Origin of the sequence: Bacillus sp. FDAARGOS_527 (genome assembly GCF_003812125.1) — a bacterium.
In the GTDB taxonomy this organism is placed as follows: Bacteria; Bacillota; Bacilli; order Bacillales; family Bacillaceae_G; genus Bacillus_A; species Bacillus_A paranthracis.
In genome coordinates this window covers 4,980,514-4,997,377 of sequence record NZ_CP033795.1, presented here as the reverse complement: position 1 = coordinate 4,997,377, position 16,864 = coordinate 4,980,514, and the positions used below count along the sequence as shown (strand labels likewise).

Sequence of the window (16,864 nt, the reverse complement as noted above, 5' to 3'; positions counted from 1 at the left end):
CTTCATTTGGCAGAACAACTAAATAAACGAGTTTAGGCTCATTATTTACTAAAGGTACATTTGCATATAGAATTAGTAGTACAATTTAAACATCCTATGTATCAAATTTAACTGTTTTTTGTTTAGGGTTATAAATTGGATTAAGTAAATTAAAATTTGCTATTCCAATTCTCATCTTCTTTATATTCAAAACTACGTTTTCATTTGCACTTGTTGTATTAATAACAAAGTTTTTACCGGATACGCCGACATAGATAAGATTATCTTCATGACAGTATACAATTTGTCACATTAGTAACCGATTAATTTGTTTCGAAACGTATAATTTTCTTTTTTGATATGGTGACTCTTTGTTACAATAACAGCATTCTAAGTTCGATTAAAAATTGAGCAGACTTCTTGCATATAATTCTACTTCCCCTCCTTATTAATTACATTTTCAACAAATAATTTTAAATCGTCCCAACGCTCTTTGAATTTATCCAATTCCTTTTCCCCCATTTTTGATAACGCATAGTACTTTCTTTTTGGACCAGTCGTAGATTCCCTTAATACACTCGTAACTAATCCTTCTTTTTGCATACGTAATAATAATGGATATATCGTCCCTTCACTAAAAGAGTGAAAGCCATAGTTATGTAATTTTTCCTTTAATTCGTAACCGTATATTTCCCCTTCTTGAATAATGGATAAAATACATCCATCTAAAACACCTTTTAACATTTGTGTTGATTTTTTCATTTCATTCCCCTCTCTTCTGTTAACTTTTAATACAAGTGCTTTAAACATAAACATAAAAATAACATACGATAACTTGTAATGCAAGGTATAATGAACGTAACTTTTAAATTTCCATTCATAAAAACAGAACGATTTTTATAGTATTTATTAGATATATGTTTGTTAATAGCAAATACCTTTGTTAACTTATTTTTGTATTAATTTTCTTAAATTTATTATATTAACCTTTCATCAATTGAGATTCCTGCTGGAAAAAACCTAAATATTTCCTCCTAAAAATGCACATGAATCATTGATTATTTTAACTTTTCCATTTTAGGTAATTTATTAATTTTACAAAGGTGGACAATTCCTCTAAGTTGTCTCCTCAAGTAGCTTCTACAAGTATTCTTTTCCCTTAATCGGAGAAATACCATTCCTTCGTTTGTTCTTATATGGCCGCTCTTTATAGAACAGAGTACTTCAGCTGATAAAGAAAAAGACCACTTTAATGTGGTCTTGGTTCTAAATTAACTTAAGCAATTCATGCAGATCATTTATTATTCTTTCTTGCGCCCACCAGAATAATATTATGAGCATCCCTTAAATCTAATTTTTCAAAAATTTCATTAACTCTTGATAACTCTTGTTCTGAAGAATTAAATATTACTTTTATTAATTTCTTATATAACAATCACCGAAAACATTAAACTCCTTTATAAGATCAAAAAAATAATTTAAAGAATTAACTCCATTTGGAATAACCTTTATTCCAAATGGAGTTTTTAAACTAACTGCTAAATTAAATTTTATGATCTCATTTTAATCAAATTTTAATTTCTTTAATGCTTCTGCGAATGCATTATTTAATGGTTCTTCTTCTTTTTTCTGTTGTTTCATATACTTTTGAACGTCGCGTTTATCCGCTTTGTTTCCAGATTCTTTTTTACGTCGCTCTTGGAATGTCGATAACTTCTCGCGATAGCCACATTTACATGCAAAGATTTGACCTGCACCTTCACCACGTAATTCTAGTTTCTTCTTACATTGTGGGCAACGAGCGTTTGTTGTACGAGATACATTTTTACGATGACCGCATTCACGGTCTTGGCATACGAGCATTTTTCCTTTTTTGCCGTTTACTTCTAACATTGGTTTACCGCAGTCCGGGCAAGACTTCGTTGAAATGTTGTCATGTTTATATTTTTTATCACTCGATTTAATTTCAGAAACAATTTCTTTCGTATAGTTCTTCATTTCGGAAATGAATACTTCTTTTTTCAGTTTCCCCTTTGCAATTGCCTCTAGCTTTTGTTCCCACTCACCAGTTAGTGTAGGTGATTTTAACTCTTCTGGTACTAAATCAAGTAATTGACGACCTTTTGAAGTAATGTGAATATCTTTACCACGTTTTTCAATTAAAAATGAATTGAATAGCTTGTCGATAATATCAGCACGCGTTGCTACAGTACCTAATCCACCAGTTGATTTTAACGTATCAGCAAGTTGTTTATTTTGCGTATCCATATATTTCGTAGGATTTTCCATTGCTGAAAGTAAAGTCGCTTCGTTAAAACGTGCAGGTGCTTTCGTTTGGCCTGATGTTTGCATAATTAACTTTACAGTTAATGTATCGCCTTTTTCGATACGAGGTAAAAGCTGCTCTTTTACGTCATCAGTTACATCATCATCCTCAAATCGATTTTCATATACTTCCTTCCAACCAGCATGTAAAATCGTTTTTCCGCGTGCAATGAACGTTTCGTTACCAACTTTGGTACGTAATGTTAGTTGCTCGTATTCGAATGCTGGGAATAAAACAGCTAAGAAACGTTTTACAACTAAATCATAAATTTTGCGTTCTTTATCTGTGAATGCTGAAAAGTTAACGTATCCTTCTGTTGGAATAATCGCATGATGATCGCTCACTTTACTATCATCAACAAATGATTTATTAGGTTTGATAGGCTTTTGTAATACTTTATGTGCTAAAGGACGGTATTCTCCAACACCACATGCTTTTAGACGCTCTGGAAGTGTTCCAACGATATCAGATGAAATGTAGCGTGAATCTGTACGAGGATACGTTAGCACTTTATGTTGTTCATATAATTTCTGCATAATGTTTAATGTTTCTTTCGCAGAGTAACCAAACTTTTTATTGGCATCACGTTGCAATTCAGTTAAATCGTAAAGACCAGGAGAGAATGACTTCTTCTGCTTTTTATCAATTTCCACAACAGTGGCATTTTGTTTATCTAGATTTTTTACAATATCATCGATTTTTTCTTTATTAAAACTACGGCTATTACCATTTGCATCTTGCCAAGTTAGTTTTAACCTATCGTTTGTTTGCGCTTCGATACCGTAGTATGTTTGAGCCTTAAAGTTTTTAATTTCATCCTCACGACCAGCAATAATAGCTACAGTTGGAGTTTGTACACGCCCACAGTTTAATTGAGCATTGAATTTTGTTGTTAATGCACGGGTAGCATTTAAGCCAATATACCAATCTGCTTCAGAGCGGGCAACGGCTGAGGCATATAAATTGTCATAAGCTTTACCTGGTTTTAAATTATTAAAACCATCTTTAATTGCTTTGTCTGTTACAGAAGAAATCCATAAACGCTTAATTGGTTTATTTACTTTTGCTTTTTCAATTATCCAACGTGCGACTAATTCGCCCTCTCTTCCTGCATCGGTAGCCACAATCAGCTCATTAACATCATTTCGAGTAAGTTGATGTTTCACAGCATTAAACTGTTTTCCCGTTTGTTTTATAACAACTAATTTCATACGTTCTGGAAGCATTGGAAGATCTTCAAGAGTCCATGTTTTATACTTATTATCATAAGTCTCAGGATCTGCAAGCGTCACTAAATGCCCAAGAGCCCAAGTCACGATGTATTTGTCACCTTCTAAAAATCCATTACCTTTTTTTGTACACTTTAATACTTTTGCTATATCACGTGCAACTGATGGTTTCTCAGCAATTACTACACTCTTTGCCATTTATTCAAACTCCTTTACTAACTATATACCGTTTAATATACCACAGTTTTCAAGAAGAGCAGTAAGAAGCACCTTATATATCAGTCATAATTGACATGACTCGTTTAAGAATCACTAAACAGAAGCATTAAAGAAATTAAAATTTGATTAAACAAAAAGGTTCCTACCTCTATCGGTAGGAACCTTTTATGTTAGTGAATGATTTTACTTCCTTTTGCGTTCTCAACGAATTTTTCGCTCGATTTGTTAATTGGTGTTTTCAATAATAACGCAGCTACAATCATAACTACTACGAAAGCACTTAATACAAGTAAATCTCGCGTTACAATATCCCACAGCATTCCGCCTACTGTTTCACGAATTGCACTAATTGCATATGTGAACGGTAAGAACGGATAAATTGCTTGGAAGAATTTCGGTGTCATTTGAATTGGGAATGTTCCGCCCGATCCTGCTACTTGCAGTACAAGTAAAATGATCGCCATCGATTTCCCAACGTTTCCAAAAATAGAAACGAGTGAGTATACGATACAAACGAAGACCCCACCAATAAATAAACTAAATAATACAAACCAGAACTTATCGACTACGTACGTACCGAGTAAGAATATATCTCCCATCGATACGATAAACGCTTGTGAAAGACCTATCGTTAAGAATGTTAATAAACGTCCGAAGTAAATTTCATGGCTCTTATAATTCGCGCCCTCTTCATGTACTTCTACTGTTAATAATGAAACCATTAATAATGCGCCTACCCATAATGCAAGCACTGTATAGAATGGTGACATCGCTGAACCGTAGTTCGGCATCGCAAATAATTTATTCTCTTTTAAATTTACTGGATTCGCAAAGTAGTCACTTTGCTTCTCAACATCGTTTTTCAATAAGCGTATGATGTCTTTTAAATCCTCTTCAGATTCAAAATCACGAATTTTATCTGCCAATTCTTTAATCTTTTTCTCAGTAGCTGGCATTTCAGCTTTAATGTCTGTTAATTTCTTTTTACCATCTACTAAGCCTTTTGATGAATCTTCTAGTATTTTTTTAACATCTGGAAGCTTTTTGTCTGCTTCTTTTAAAATTTGAGATGTGTTTTTAGACATCTCTTTTGTACGAGCAATTGCTTCATTAAAGTTTGGAACGATTTCTGAATCGTATTTAGCTAAGATGTCACTTATTTGGGCCGAAGTACTTTTAGATACTGCGTTAATACTTTCAATAACATCTGCTGCTGGCTTTTGACCTTTATTAATAGCGTCAATTCCTTTATCAGTTAAATCGATTGCTTTTTGTAAATCATCTTTTAATTTATTCAATTTAGAAATCATGTTATTCGTGTTCTTATCACTATTTACATCCGCTAAAACTTTATTCGTATTTTCCATAACAGGAATCATATCATTAACTAAATTCTTTCCAGCTTGTAACTCTCCTCTTATATCATTTAAAGCTACTTTTGTAGAATCTAATCCGTTAATCCCTTTATTATTCAAGTCTTCTCTTGCTTTGCCAAGCTCCGTTTTTAATCTGCTATAATCATTTACAGCCTTATCATAAGCTTCTCTACCATTGTTTAAAATCTCATTAGCTTTGTTTATATCTTGATTTAAATTTCCTCTCAGTTGCTGAGCATCTTCTTTTACACCTTCAGCCTTGTTTTTTAATTGTTCAGCTGTGCTTACTGCTTTTTCAAAATCCGCTACGAACGTTGCATTATAATCTGTTTCTGCTTGATTTACCAAGTTATTTATTGCGTCTAACTTTTTATTAGCAGCATCTCTTACGTCTTGTTTCACTTCTTGCCCTGTACCAATAATATTGGCAATATCTTTAACGCCCCCATTTGCATTTTCGATAGCTGATTTAAGGCTTGTTAATCTTTCTATTCTCTTTTGGAAGAATTCTTTTCCAAAATCAGTTGATGCCGACTCTTTAAATTTAGTAAAGACATCAATTACATATGAAACACTATCCGCACGATCTTGAAGATTCTCAGAAACCTTATTAAGATCTTGTTTCGCTTTTTCCGGGTCGAAATTACCATTTTGCAACCCGTTTATAACACCTTGTGCATAAGTTGTTCCAACACGTATTGAGCTAAAAACATTATTTACAGTTTGATTAATATTTTTAGCAATGTTTTTATATCCCTCACCATTCACTTGCGGTAATTCTGGAAGCGCTGGTATTTGCGGGATAGTTACATTTGGTAACTCTGGAAGTTTAGATGGATCTGGAAGTGCCAGATTGAAATCAACAGATGGATTTTTTAAGAAATCCGTAATTGCCGCCGCACCATTCAAACCTGTTTGCATTGCAATTAAATTATTCTTAATAGTTCCCGGGGCACGATTCAATGTTTCATCATTTCTCGCAAAGAATGCATCTAAGCTCTTAAGTGTATCCTGACCATCATTAATAACACTCTCTACAACCGGCAATTCTTTCTGCGCTACTTTCACGACATCCTCTGCTCGAGTCGCATCATCTAACGCCTTATCCATAAGTGTATTCATTTCTGGGAACTGCGCTTCTAACTTAAATACAAGATCTTTTACTTTCTCAATACTTGGTAAGTTTGTTTCTAAATCGATTCCAAGGTCATTGAAGATTTTAAAAATCTCACCGTTCGCTGTTTTAACAAAGTTTTTACTAATTTCTTCTGTAATACCTGATGCACCTTTTGCTGTAATCTTCGGTGCAATCGCATTTACCTTTTCATTTACATAGTAATCAAGTTCTGGTTTCTGTGGATTTTCATCCAGAACAGTTGCAATTTTTTCAGAGAAGTCTTTTGGAATTGTAATGCTTGCATAGTAATCCCCGCGTTCCACTCCATAAATTGCTTGTTTTTCATCTACAAATTTCCAACCAAGATTTTTGTTTTTCTTAAGAGAATCTACAATCTCGTCCCCGATATTGATATCTTTCCCTCTTAAATTAGAGCCTGCATCTTGGTTAGAAACTGCAATGGGAACTTCTTTTGTATTTCCATATGGATCCCAAGAAGCTTTAATGTTAAACCATGCATATAACGATGGTAAAATCATTAACCCTACAACAATAACAATTGCAGCCCAATGTTTAGCTACATTCCGTAAATCAGTCTTATAAATACGCCAAATTTGTTTCATAGAAGTTATCACCTAATTATATATTTTTCCTTCTTTAGAAAATGATACATACATTTTGCAATTATATCACTTTCTACATCGTGGATTAACCAAAAACGAACTATTTTTTCCCATTAACTTTAACTTACTACATTATATAACGAAGTAAGTCAAAGTATGAATACAAAATGACCAAATCGGTTTTACATTCAATAATAACAAATATATAGGAAATGTCATAAAAAATACAAGTATTTTCTCTTGGAAATACTTGTATTCCTAAAAAAATCCTCACAGCTTTTTATTATCTGTGAGGATTTCTTCTATTATATATCTACTTGCACTTCTACACCGAAATGATCTGAAATTATATTTCGGTTTGTACCATTAAAAATAACTTTTGAAGAACAAACTTTTTCACTTCGGTTACACAATATTAGATCGATTCGTAAATTATGTTTATTTTCATCCCAACCAGCAATTTCACCTTGGACAGTTGTTCCTTCATCCTTCTCTATTGCTAGTCCATATGTGTCGTACAAACCTTTTTGCATCATATATTCATAACCCTCCCCTTGCAAACGAGCGTTATTATTAAAATCACCCATTAAGAAGGAAAGTTCATTGCTATCTACACGCTCCATCAAACGATTCACTTGATCTTTAAATGATTCTTCTTCATCATTCCACCAACCGAGGTGGCAAGAGTAAAACGTGATGTTCTTACCATTATAAGCAATTGTTGCACTTACAATTTTGCGTGTTTTCCAATACGCTGTATCCTTATTTTCTGAAATAAAGAACGTATCTTCTTTTACAACATTATGCTTCGTTATAATCGCTAATCCTTCTTCATACACATCATAACCAATATGAGAGAAATCCCAAGTAATATTGTAATCTTTTACATGTAACGCTTTTAACTCTTCTAATAGTAAAAGTCCAAAATTATCTTCTTTCTTGTTACCGCATACATTTTTAGCTCCTATCGACTGACTTACTTCTTGCAATGCGATAACATCGTACTCTTCTTCTTGAATGACTTTAGCAAGATATTTTATCTTTTCTATTTGATTTTCTTCTTGCCAAGAGTGACAGTTTAAAGTTAGCAATTTCATATTATTACGCACCTAACATATCTTGAATGTCTGACTTTAATACGTCAGCTTTCGGGCCATATACCGCTTGTACACCTTTATCTTTTACGATAAGTCCTAAAGCACCATTTTGTTTCCACTGCGCTTCTGGTGCAACAACATCTAAATCTTTTACTGTTACACGTAAACGTGTCATACAAGCATCTACGTCAGCAATATTTTCTTTTCCACCTAATAAATCAATAACCTTTGTTGCTAATGAACCATCTTGTACATTTCCTGTTCCTTCTGATGCCTCATCTTCATTATCAATATAGTTACCTGCACGTCCTGGTGTTGGTAAGTTGAACTTTTTAATTAAGAAATTGAATAATGTAAAGTTCAGACCGAAGAATACTAATGAAACGATAACGAAATTGATTAAATCTCTAGTTAATCCTGCATTAACCATCATCGGTGTACGAGTAATTAACTCAATGAATCCGAATGCGTGAACACGTAAGTTAATTAAATCTGCTAATGCGAATGCAAGTCCTGTTGTAATTGCATATACAACATATAATACTGGAGCAATAAACATGAACATGAATTCAATTGGTTCTGTTACACCTGTTAAGAATACTGCTAATGCTGCTGATAAGAACATTGGTTTATATTTTGCACGTTTTTCTTTATCAACATTACGGAACATCGCGAAAGCAATACCCATTAATGCTGCTGTTGAACCGATAACTTGTCCAGCTTTGAAACGAGCTGGTACAACATTATTTAATAGATCGTTATATGCTTTTGTATCTCCATTTGCTAATAAGTTATTTAAATCTGTAATCCATGCAAGCCATAAAGGATCTTGTCCTGCTACAACTTGTCCAATTTTTGAGCCAGTTAACATCGTATATGTTCCACCTAGCTCAGTATAGTTCATCGGAATTGTTAACATATGGTGTAAACCGAATGGTAATAGTAAACGCTCTAACGTTCCATATACAAATGGTGCAACAATTGGTGCACTATCTTTTGAAGCTGCAATCCAGCGACCAAATTCATTTAATCCACTTTGGATGAATGGCCATAAAAGTGATAATACAATTGCAGTTACTGTAGACCAAACAATTACAACGAATGGTACGAATCGTTTTCCGTTAAAGAATGCTAATGCTTGTGGTAGTTTGTTATAGTTATAATATTTGTTATATAAAGTAGCTCCTAAGAAACCTGTGATAATCCCTACGAAAACCCCCATGTTTAATGCTGGTGCACCAAGTACAGAAGTAAAGTAATCTTTTACAATTAAGTTCCCTGCTAATACTGAAGAAACTTTCGCTTTTGAATCCGCTAACATTTCAGCGTTTACGCCAAATATAGCTCCTGTAATTCTGTTTGTTAAGACGAATGCTAATAGCGCTGCAAATGCGCCACCTGCGCGATCTTTCGCCCAAGATCCCCCAATTGCTACTGCGAATAAGATGTGTAGATTAGTAATAATTGCCCAACCGATGTCTTCCATTACGCGAGCGATTGTATGAACTGCGTTAATATCCCCAGCAGACATTCCAATTAACTTACCGATAGAAATCATTAAACCAGCTGCTGGCATTACAGCTACAACAACTAATAACGCTTTCCCGAACTTTTGCCAAAAATCAAAAGACGTAATTTTCATCTGTTCTTCCTCCCCTTTATTTATAACAACATAATGATTTAAATTATAATTTCCGTTTCTATTGTGAAAACGATTCCTTATGTTACTTCATTTTTATCTTTACGCAACCGTTTTCATAAATCTATTTTAATAAAAGCGTTTTCACTTTGCAATAGAAATTTATTATTTTTCATAAAAAAAGATGCTCTAAGAGCATCCTTTTTTATTATGAAATACGATAAACCCTTGTTTCATAAGGCTTTAACGTGATTGAAGTTACTTGTTCATGTTCCGCAACTTCATAGTTATTTAAAAGCAAACGTTTGCGTTCTAGTGCAAATAAATCCTCATTATACACAGCTTCCTCTTTTGAGATATTACTAATTACGACTATTTTTTCATCGTTTAATGTACGAGTATATGCATAAATTTGCGGATCATCTTCTAAAAGTAAATCGTACGTACCGTAATTCAGTACATCGTGCTCTTTTTTCAAGGCAATCATTTTCTTATAGAAATTGAAAATAGAGTTTTCTTCATTTTTCTGCTTTTCAACATTAATCTCTTTGTAGTTTTGATTCATACTAAACCAAGGTGCACCTGTTGTGAAGCCAGCATTCATCTCATCGTTCCACTGCATAGGTGTACGTGAATTATCGCGGCAAGAAGCCCATATAATTTCCATCATATCTTGATGGGATACGCCCTCTGCAATTTTCTCACGATATAAATTTTTAGTTGCAACATCATCGTAATCTTCAACATTTGGTAATTGGACATTTGTCATCCCAATTTCTTGTCCCTGATAAATAAACGGTGTACCGTGCATAAAGAAGTACATTGCGCCTAGAGCCGTTGCACTTTCACGCCAATATTGTTTATCATCTCCCCAAGTTGAAACGATACGCGGCTTATCGTGATTCTCAATATATAAAGCATTCCATCCTTTATTTTCTAACCCTTTTTGCCATTTCGTTAATACCTTTTTCAGCCCTACAACATCAAGATCTTTCTTCTTTTCTGCATCCCATAAACTTAAATGTTCGAATTGGAATACCATATTGAACTTACCTTGCTCTTCTCCAACCCAAAGCTCAGCATCTTCAATCTTAACGCCATTCGCTTCACCAACAGTCATAATATCGTACTTAGAAAACGTATTTTCTTTTAATTCTTCTAATAAAGGTTGAATACCATCCACATTCATATGTTTATCAAAAGATGGAACATACTTTAGTCCTCTTGGATTTGGCATATCTTTAAAGCCGTCTTCTTTTTTAATATGGCTGATTGCATCTACTCGGAAACCATCAATTCCTTTATCAAGCCACCAATTAACTGTATCGTATAGCACTTCTCGAACTTCTTTATTCTCCCAGTTTAAATCTGGTTGTTTACGCGAGAATAAGTGTAAATAATATTGTCCTGTTACTTCATCATACTCCCATGCCGAACCATTAAAAATACTTTCCCAGTTGTTTGGTTCTGCACCATCTTTACCATCATGCCAAATATACCAATCACGCTTCGGATTGTCTTTAGATGAACGAGACTCAATAAACCATGGATGTTCATCACTTGTATGATTAATAACTAAATCAATAATAAGCTTCATATCACGTTTATGAACTTCATCTAGTAAAGCATCAAAGTCTTCCATCGTCCCAAACTCATCCATAATATCTTGATAATCACTAATGTCATAACCATTATCATCATTAGGTGACTTATACATTGGACAAATCCAAATTACATCTATTCCTAAATCTTTTAAATAATCCAGTTTCGCAATAATACCTTGTAAATCTCCAATACCATCGCCATTTGAATCCATAAAGCTACGTGGATAAATTTGATAAGCAACCGCTTCTTTCCACCATGTCTTATTCATAGTCATTCTCTCCTTTTGCATCCCATCGGAATTTTATGCAAACGTTTTCGTAACACTATCATAACAAAATATGAATAGTTTGCAACTGTTTTCATTGAACTCTATGTAGTTTCTTTATTCTTATGCTTTATTTATTTCTCACAAAGGCAAATCTCATTCTTCTCATCTCCTTGTCCACGCTTATTACAAACCTTATTCATATATAAAAAAGGAAGAACAAAAATGCTGTTCTTCCTTTTCACATTGAAAATCTTTCAATTGTCTGTTTCAATTCTGTTGCTTGTTTCTCTAGATCCTTTAATAATTGATCGATTGCTATCATATTTTTAGATTGTTGCAACGTCACACGTGCTACTTCTTGTGAACCAGCTGACGTTTCTTCAGCAATTGCTGCTACGGCCTTTGTTTGTGCTCCTGTTTGATGAATGTGGTTCACTTGTTCATTCATATAACCACTAATTTGCTTCGTTGCATCCGCTACTTCCATAACACTTGATGACATTTCTTTTAAAATTAATTCCGTAGCCTCCCCACGTTTCGCCTCTTCTTTAGCTATTTTCACTTGTTCTGTCATTTTCATTGCAACTTGTTGTACTTCCTCTTGCATATTTCGTAATAACTGCGATATATTTCTTGCAGAGTGGTCACTTTCATCTGCAAGTTTACGTACTTCTTCAGCTACAACGGCAAAGCCCCGTCCATGCTCTCCAGCACGAGCAGCCTCAATAGAAGCATTAAGTGCTAATAAATTCGTTTGGCTAGCAATCTCACTCACAACAGATACAATATGTTCTACTTGTTTCATTCTTTCCTCTAACTTCTGTACATTTTGCATTGAATCTTCATTTTCTTTCGCCAATGTTTGAATACCTTTAATTAAAGACGTAAAGACACGAGTACTATGCCCTAAAGCTTGAACCATTTCTGAAGACAACTCATCAGACTGTTTAGCTTTCTCTTCTACTTCACTTGCAATAGAAGTTGTTGTATCAACAGCGGAAACAATCGCTTGAATTGATGCCGCTGATTGCTCAGCGCCAGAAGAAATCTCTGCAAGAGTTTCAGAAACACCTTGTGCTTGTTTCGTTGCTTCGCCTGTTTGTTTTCTAATTTGCTGTACTTGATTGTTTGTATACGAAAATGTTGTATCAATATTTTTTACCATGCCCCTTAAGTTCCCAAGCATCATATTAAATGCAACACTTAAAGATTTAATTTCATCATCAGTCTTCGGTAACGGAACATCTTCACGAATGTCTCCTTCAGCCGCTTTTCTCGCCGCCTCCTCTAACTTTCGAAGCGGTTTAATTAAAAATATGGCTGCTCCATATGCTAAAATTCCAGACCATACTACTCCTAATAACATAACGATAATATTATATGCAGTTTGACTTACATAACTTTGAAAATAATCATATATCACATAAATAAAAAATATACTTGTTGAATATGTAATTAAAGCTAAAACTGTAGTGAATAGCATAAGTTGTGTACGTAAGCCAAAGGAAAATGTCTTCCTTTCTTTTTCCATCTCTTCTTTCCCCCTTTGTATAAGTAATATAAGTACTACCTATATATTATTATCCATATTTTCATTATAGAAGGATATAGAGATTTCAAAAAATTATTATTTTCTTTAATATCAAATCCACGAAAAAAATAAAGGATTCTGACAATTTGTGACTAATAACAGAAATAAGGGGCAACATTTGTAAAATATATTTTTGACTGGGGGTTTTGTATGATTCAGGTTCGAAATCTAGTAAAATCATTTGGCTCACTTGACGTTTTAAAAGGAATTGATTTAGAAGTACAAGAAAAAGAAGTTGTCGTTTTAATTGGTGCCAGTGGTTCCGGTAAAAGTACATTACTTCGCTGTCTTAACTTTTTAGAAATGTACGATGAAGGTGAAATTCACTTACAAGGTGAACGAATTGATCCAAAGCATTCAAATTTAAACAAAGTCCGCGAAAATGTCGGTATGGTTTTTCAGCACTTTAACCTCTTTCCTCATATGACCTCACTAGAAAACATCATAGAAGCACCTATTCATGTAAAAAAATTAGAAGCAGCAAATGCAAAAGAAATCGGAAATCAGCTTCTGCAAAAAGTCGGCCTACAAGATAAAGCAGATGTAACGCCCCATCTCCTATCAGGTGGTCAAAAACAGCGTATTGCTATTGCACGAGCTCTTGCTATGAATCCTAAAATTATGCTATTTGATGAACCTACCTCAGCTTTAGACCCTGAACTTGTTGGAGAAGTATTGCAAGTTATGAAAGAACTTGCTGAAGAAGGAATGACCATGGTTATTGTTACTCATGAAATGAATTTCGCAAGAGATGTAGCTGATCGCGTCATTTTTATGGATGATGGAAAAATTGTAGAAGATGCTCCGCCAGCACAATTCTTTTCAGCTCCATCACATGAACGAGCGAAACAATTTTTACGTAACGTTTTATAATATAACTTCTGTTTCAAACGAAAAGAAATACATTCATACGGTGCACAACTAATCATCTAAATAAAATATTTCAATAACATACTTAAAACCATCCGTATGATCAATATATAGGAGGGGTTTTATGAAAAGAAAACTATTAACCATTGTTGCGAGTATTACATTATGCACATCCTTTATACTAGGAGCCTGTAGTAAGGAAAGTGCTACTACTTCTTCAAATGGTGAAAAAGAATTTCGTTATGCGATGAGTGGCTTATATAAGCCTTTTAACTATAAAGAAAATGACGGAAAACTTGTCGGTTTTGATGTAGAACTAGGTGAAGCACTTGCGAAAAAAATGAATATGAAACCAACCCCTATTACAAATCCATGGGAAACGCTAATCCAAGGTCTCAAAGCGAAAAAGTATGATGTAATACTGGGCAGTATGGCAATTACAGAAGAACGCTTAAAAGCTGTTAATTTCTCAAATCCTTATTATCGTTCTGGTGCCCAAATTTTTGTAGCTAAAAAGAATACATCTATCTCTTCTCCAGAAGATTTAAAGGGTAAGAAAATTGGTGTTGTAAAAGCTAGTACCTTTAAAGACCTTGTTGCAAAACATACAGATCAAATTACAGAATACGATAGCGATATTACTGCACTTATGGACTTAGAGCCTGGACGTATCGACGCAGTAATTACAGATCAAATGGTTGGTTTACGCATGATCAAAGAAGGTAAATCAAATATAAAAGAAGCTGGAAAACCACTAAACCTTGATGAAATGGGAATTGCTATTCGTAAAGATGATAAAGAAATGGTCGAGAAAGTAAATAAAGCTTTAGATGAAATTATTAAAGATGGTACGTATGAAAAAATCAGTAAAAAATGGTTTGGGCGTAATATTCTTGGTGAAGAGGAAAAAACGAAGTAATTTAGCCCTTCAAAGTTTCCATAAATCATGCCCCACTTTGTGTGGGGCATTTCATTCTCTACTAAAATCTATACAATATGAGGTGAAACGCATGTTTGAAATTTTTATCTCTACCTATCCCACACTCTTAAAAGCTACTATTGTCACATTACAATTAACACTAACATCCCTATTACTCGGTTCACTAATTGGATTACTATTTGCTTTCTTTCGAATCTCTAACAATAAAGTTTTAAATAGTATTGCTCACGTATACATCGCCATTATTCGTGGTACACCTTTAATTGTTCAAATCGCCATTCTCTATTTCGGGATTACATCCGTTGTTGTTTTTACTCCTTTTTGGGCAGGAGCCATTGCTTTAGCAATCCATAACGGTGCATATATTACTGAAATTTTCCGAGGCTCTATCCAATCTGTCGATCGTGGGCAAATGGAAGCTGCTCGCTCTCTAGGTATGCCGTATCCTTTAGCGATGCGCCGTATTGTATTACCGCAAGCATTCCGTCAATCTATTCCTCCTTTAGGAAATCAGTTTATTATTGGATTAAAGGACTCTTCCCTCGTTGCATATGTAGGATTGTCCGAATTATGGGGATCAGGTTTATCCATTGCTGCAGGTAACTTCCAACAATTAGATACATACATAATTGTTGGTTTATATTATCTTGTTCTTGTTCTCCTATTCACGTACCTTGTTAACCTTTTAGAAAAACGACTACAACGAAAAGAAACTAGCTCTATACAAACTGTCAAAAAGAAAACAAAAGAAATTTCTCTTTGAGCAAACTAGCAGGTTGAGGTCTATTTCCTTAACCTTTTTTTGTTTCTGCTCCATACTTTTTACTTCAATAATATTTTTCCATGTATAAGAAATTTATCATATTTCCACAGTCTACCTCTTTACACAGCATAAAATTATCCATAATATAGTAAAGATGGGTGTACACGTATAGACATCTTAAATAGTATAAGGAGGTCGCTATGCTAGATTTAATTTATAAAGATTGGCTGAAACAAAGATATCAAATTTATAACCTTCAGCAACTTACAAGCTACATAAATAACCTAACCAGCCTGGCTGAAACATTAGGATTCTATCAATTACAAAAAGATTTACAACAATTATCTACAACTCTAAAAGACTCTAGTTCTGTTTACGATGTAGTCGAGCATATCACAGAAATGATGCTTTCTTTTAAACAGGATGAGCAGCTACTTAAAGTTTACATAATTGGCACTATCCCTGAGGTACTTCATAATACCTCCATTCAATTTGTCGAAAACATAAATAATGCTGATTGTGTTGTTGTATATAAAGAGACTATTCCTCTTCATTTCATACAACAGCCTATCATTTATTTTTATGAGAACGTAGATGATGAACAAATTATGCATCACGTAGTACAAGAGGTGTTACATACAAAATTACCTTTTGAAACAATCCAGAAGAGATTACAAAAATATATGTCAGTATCTCGCCAAACCCCTCCACTATTAGTAGTAACCGCTGACGACTTATTAACAAAATTTATAAAAACTGAATATACAACTTTACTAAACGTATATCATTTCACTAGCGGAAAGCACTTTTTCACAGAAAAAATCTATGAACAGTTTCCATTCTTCATACTAATTGTGGATTGGATGATGCCACAAATGGATGGTTTAGAACTTATTAATCGATTAAAGAGATTGTTGCCTAGTCGACATTTCCGAATTTTTATGACCTCTACTAAATCAACAGCCCACCACCTGGAGGAAGCATTTAAAGCCGGTGCTGATGATTTTATTGAAAAGCCGTTTTCACCTTTAGAATTTAAGGTTCGTTTGGCGCACTTATTAGAAGGAAGGAATGAAGGCTATTGATTATAGTTTCAATTGTACAATCCATAGTTATCTTTTTAATAGTTGCTATTCTTATAGCTTATATATATTTAATTTCACTAAAATTACGTAGTAGAAATTTCAAAAGAAAAAATCATAAATGGAAAGAAGAAAATAGA

General features: G+C 33.9%; 11 protein-coding genes and 1 pseudogene. 4 read left to right on the top strand and 8 right to left on the bottom strand.

What is annotated here, in order from left to right:
- Positions 1 to 411: 411 nt before the first annotated feature.
- The 8 genes and pseudogenes from EGX95_RS28600 to EGX95_RS31195 all read right to left on the bottom strand — a co-directional run.
- Complete coding sequence (locus EGX95_RS28600) at positions 412 to 741, bottom strand: PadR family transcriptional regulator (RefSeq protein ID WP_000749965.1); 330 nt, start codon at positions 739 to 741, stop codon at positions 412 to 414.
- Positions 742 to 1,542: 801 nt separating this feature from the next.
- A complete protein-coding gene (gene topB, locus EGX95_RS28595) occupies positions 1,543 to 3,732 on the bottom strand; it encodes a DNA topoisomerase III (protein ID WP_001140202.1) in 2,190 nt (729 codons plus the stop codon).
- A 191-nt stretch (positions 3,733 to 3,923) separates the two neighbouring features.
- Positions 3,924 to 6,869 carry a YhgE/Pip domain-containing protein gene (locus EGX95_RS28590; RefSeq protein WP_123805801.1) on the bottom strand — a complete coding sequence of 982 codons (2,946 nt, stop codon included), beginning with the start codon at positions 6,867 to 6,869 and terminating at the stop codon, positions 3,924 to 3,926.
- Between the two features lie 305 nt (positions 6,870 to 7,174).
- Positions 7,175 to 7,966 (bottom strand): endonuclease/exonuclease/phosphatase family protein, encoded by a 792-nt coding sequence (locus EGX95_RS28585; RefSeq protein WP_000771959.1) that lies wholly within the window; start codon positions 7,964 to 7,966, stop codon positions 7,175 to 7,177.
- Between the two features lie 4 nt (positions 7,967 to 7,970).
- Positions 7,971 to 9,608 carry a PTS transporter subunit IIBC gene (locus EGX95_RS28580; protein WP_000705546.1) on the bottom strand — a complete coding sequence of 546 codons (1,638 nt, stop codon included), beginning with the start codon at positions 9,606 to 9,608 and terminating at the stop codon, positions 7,971 to 7,973.
- A gap of 205 nt (positions 9,609 to 9,813) precedes the next feature.
- Positions 9,814 to 11,478 carry a glycoside hydrolase family 13 protein gene (locus EGX95_RS28575; protein ID WP_001044744.1) on the bottom strand — a complete coding sequence of 555 codons (1,665 nt, stop codon included), beginning with the start codon at positions 11,476 to 11,478 and terminating at the stop codon, positions 9,814 to 9,816.
- A gap of 238 nt (positions 11,479 to 11,716) precedes the next feature.
- Complete coding sequence (locus tag EGX95_RS28570) at positions 11,717 to 12,643, bottom strand: methyl-accepting chemotaxis protein (RefSeq protein ID WP_407707409.1); 927 nt, start codon at positions 12,641 to 12,643, stop codon at positions 11,717 to 11,719.
- Between the two features lie 15 nt (positions 12,644 to 12,658).
- Positions 12,659 to 12,844, bottom strand: a pseudogene (locus EGX95_RS31195) (HAMP domain-containing protein); the annotation flags it as partial.
- Between the two features lie 375 nt (positions 12,845 to 13,219).
- On the opposite strand from EGX95_RS31195, the gene EGX95_RS28565 reads away from it, so the two are divergent.
- The 4 genes from EGX95_RS28565 to EGX95_RS28550 all read left to right on the top strand — a co-directional run bounded on the left by EGX95_RS28565 (position 13,220) and on the right by EGX95_RS28550 (position 16,727).
- Positions 13,220 to 13,942: an amino acid ABC transporter ATP-binding protein gene (locus EGX95_RS28565; protein ID WP_000616944.1), complete on the top strand. Its 723-nt coding sequence runs from the start codon at positions 13,220 to 13,222 to the stop codon at positions 13,940 to 13,942.
- Positions 13,943 to 14,063: 121 nt separating this feature from the next.
- Complete coding sequence (locus EGX95_RS28560) at positions 14,064 to 14,858, top strand: ABC transporter substrate-binding protein (RefSeq protein ID WP_000823737.1); 795 nt, start codon at positions 14,064 to 14,066, stop codon at positions 14,856 to 14,858.
- A 91-nt stretch (positions 14,859 to 14,949) separates the two neighbouring features.
- Positions 14,950 to 15,642, top strand: coding sequence for an amino acid ABC transporter permease (locus tag EGX95_RS28555; protein ID WP_000461542.1), 693 nt, complete (start codon positions 14,950 to 14,952; stop codon positions 15,640 to 15,642).
- Positions 15,643 to 15,842: 200 nt separating this feature from the next.
- Positions 15,843 to 16,727: a response regulator gene (locus EGX95_RS28550; RefSeq protein ID WP_001992429.1), complete on the top strand. Its 885-nt coding sequence runs from the start codon at positions 15,843 to 15,845 to the stop codon at positions 16,725 to 16,727.
- Positions 16,728 to 16,864: the final 137 nt, after the last annotated feature.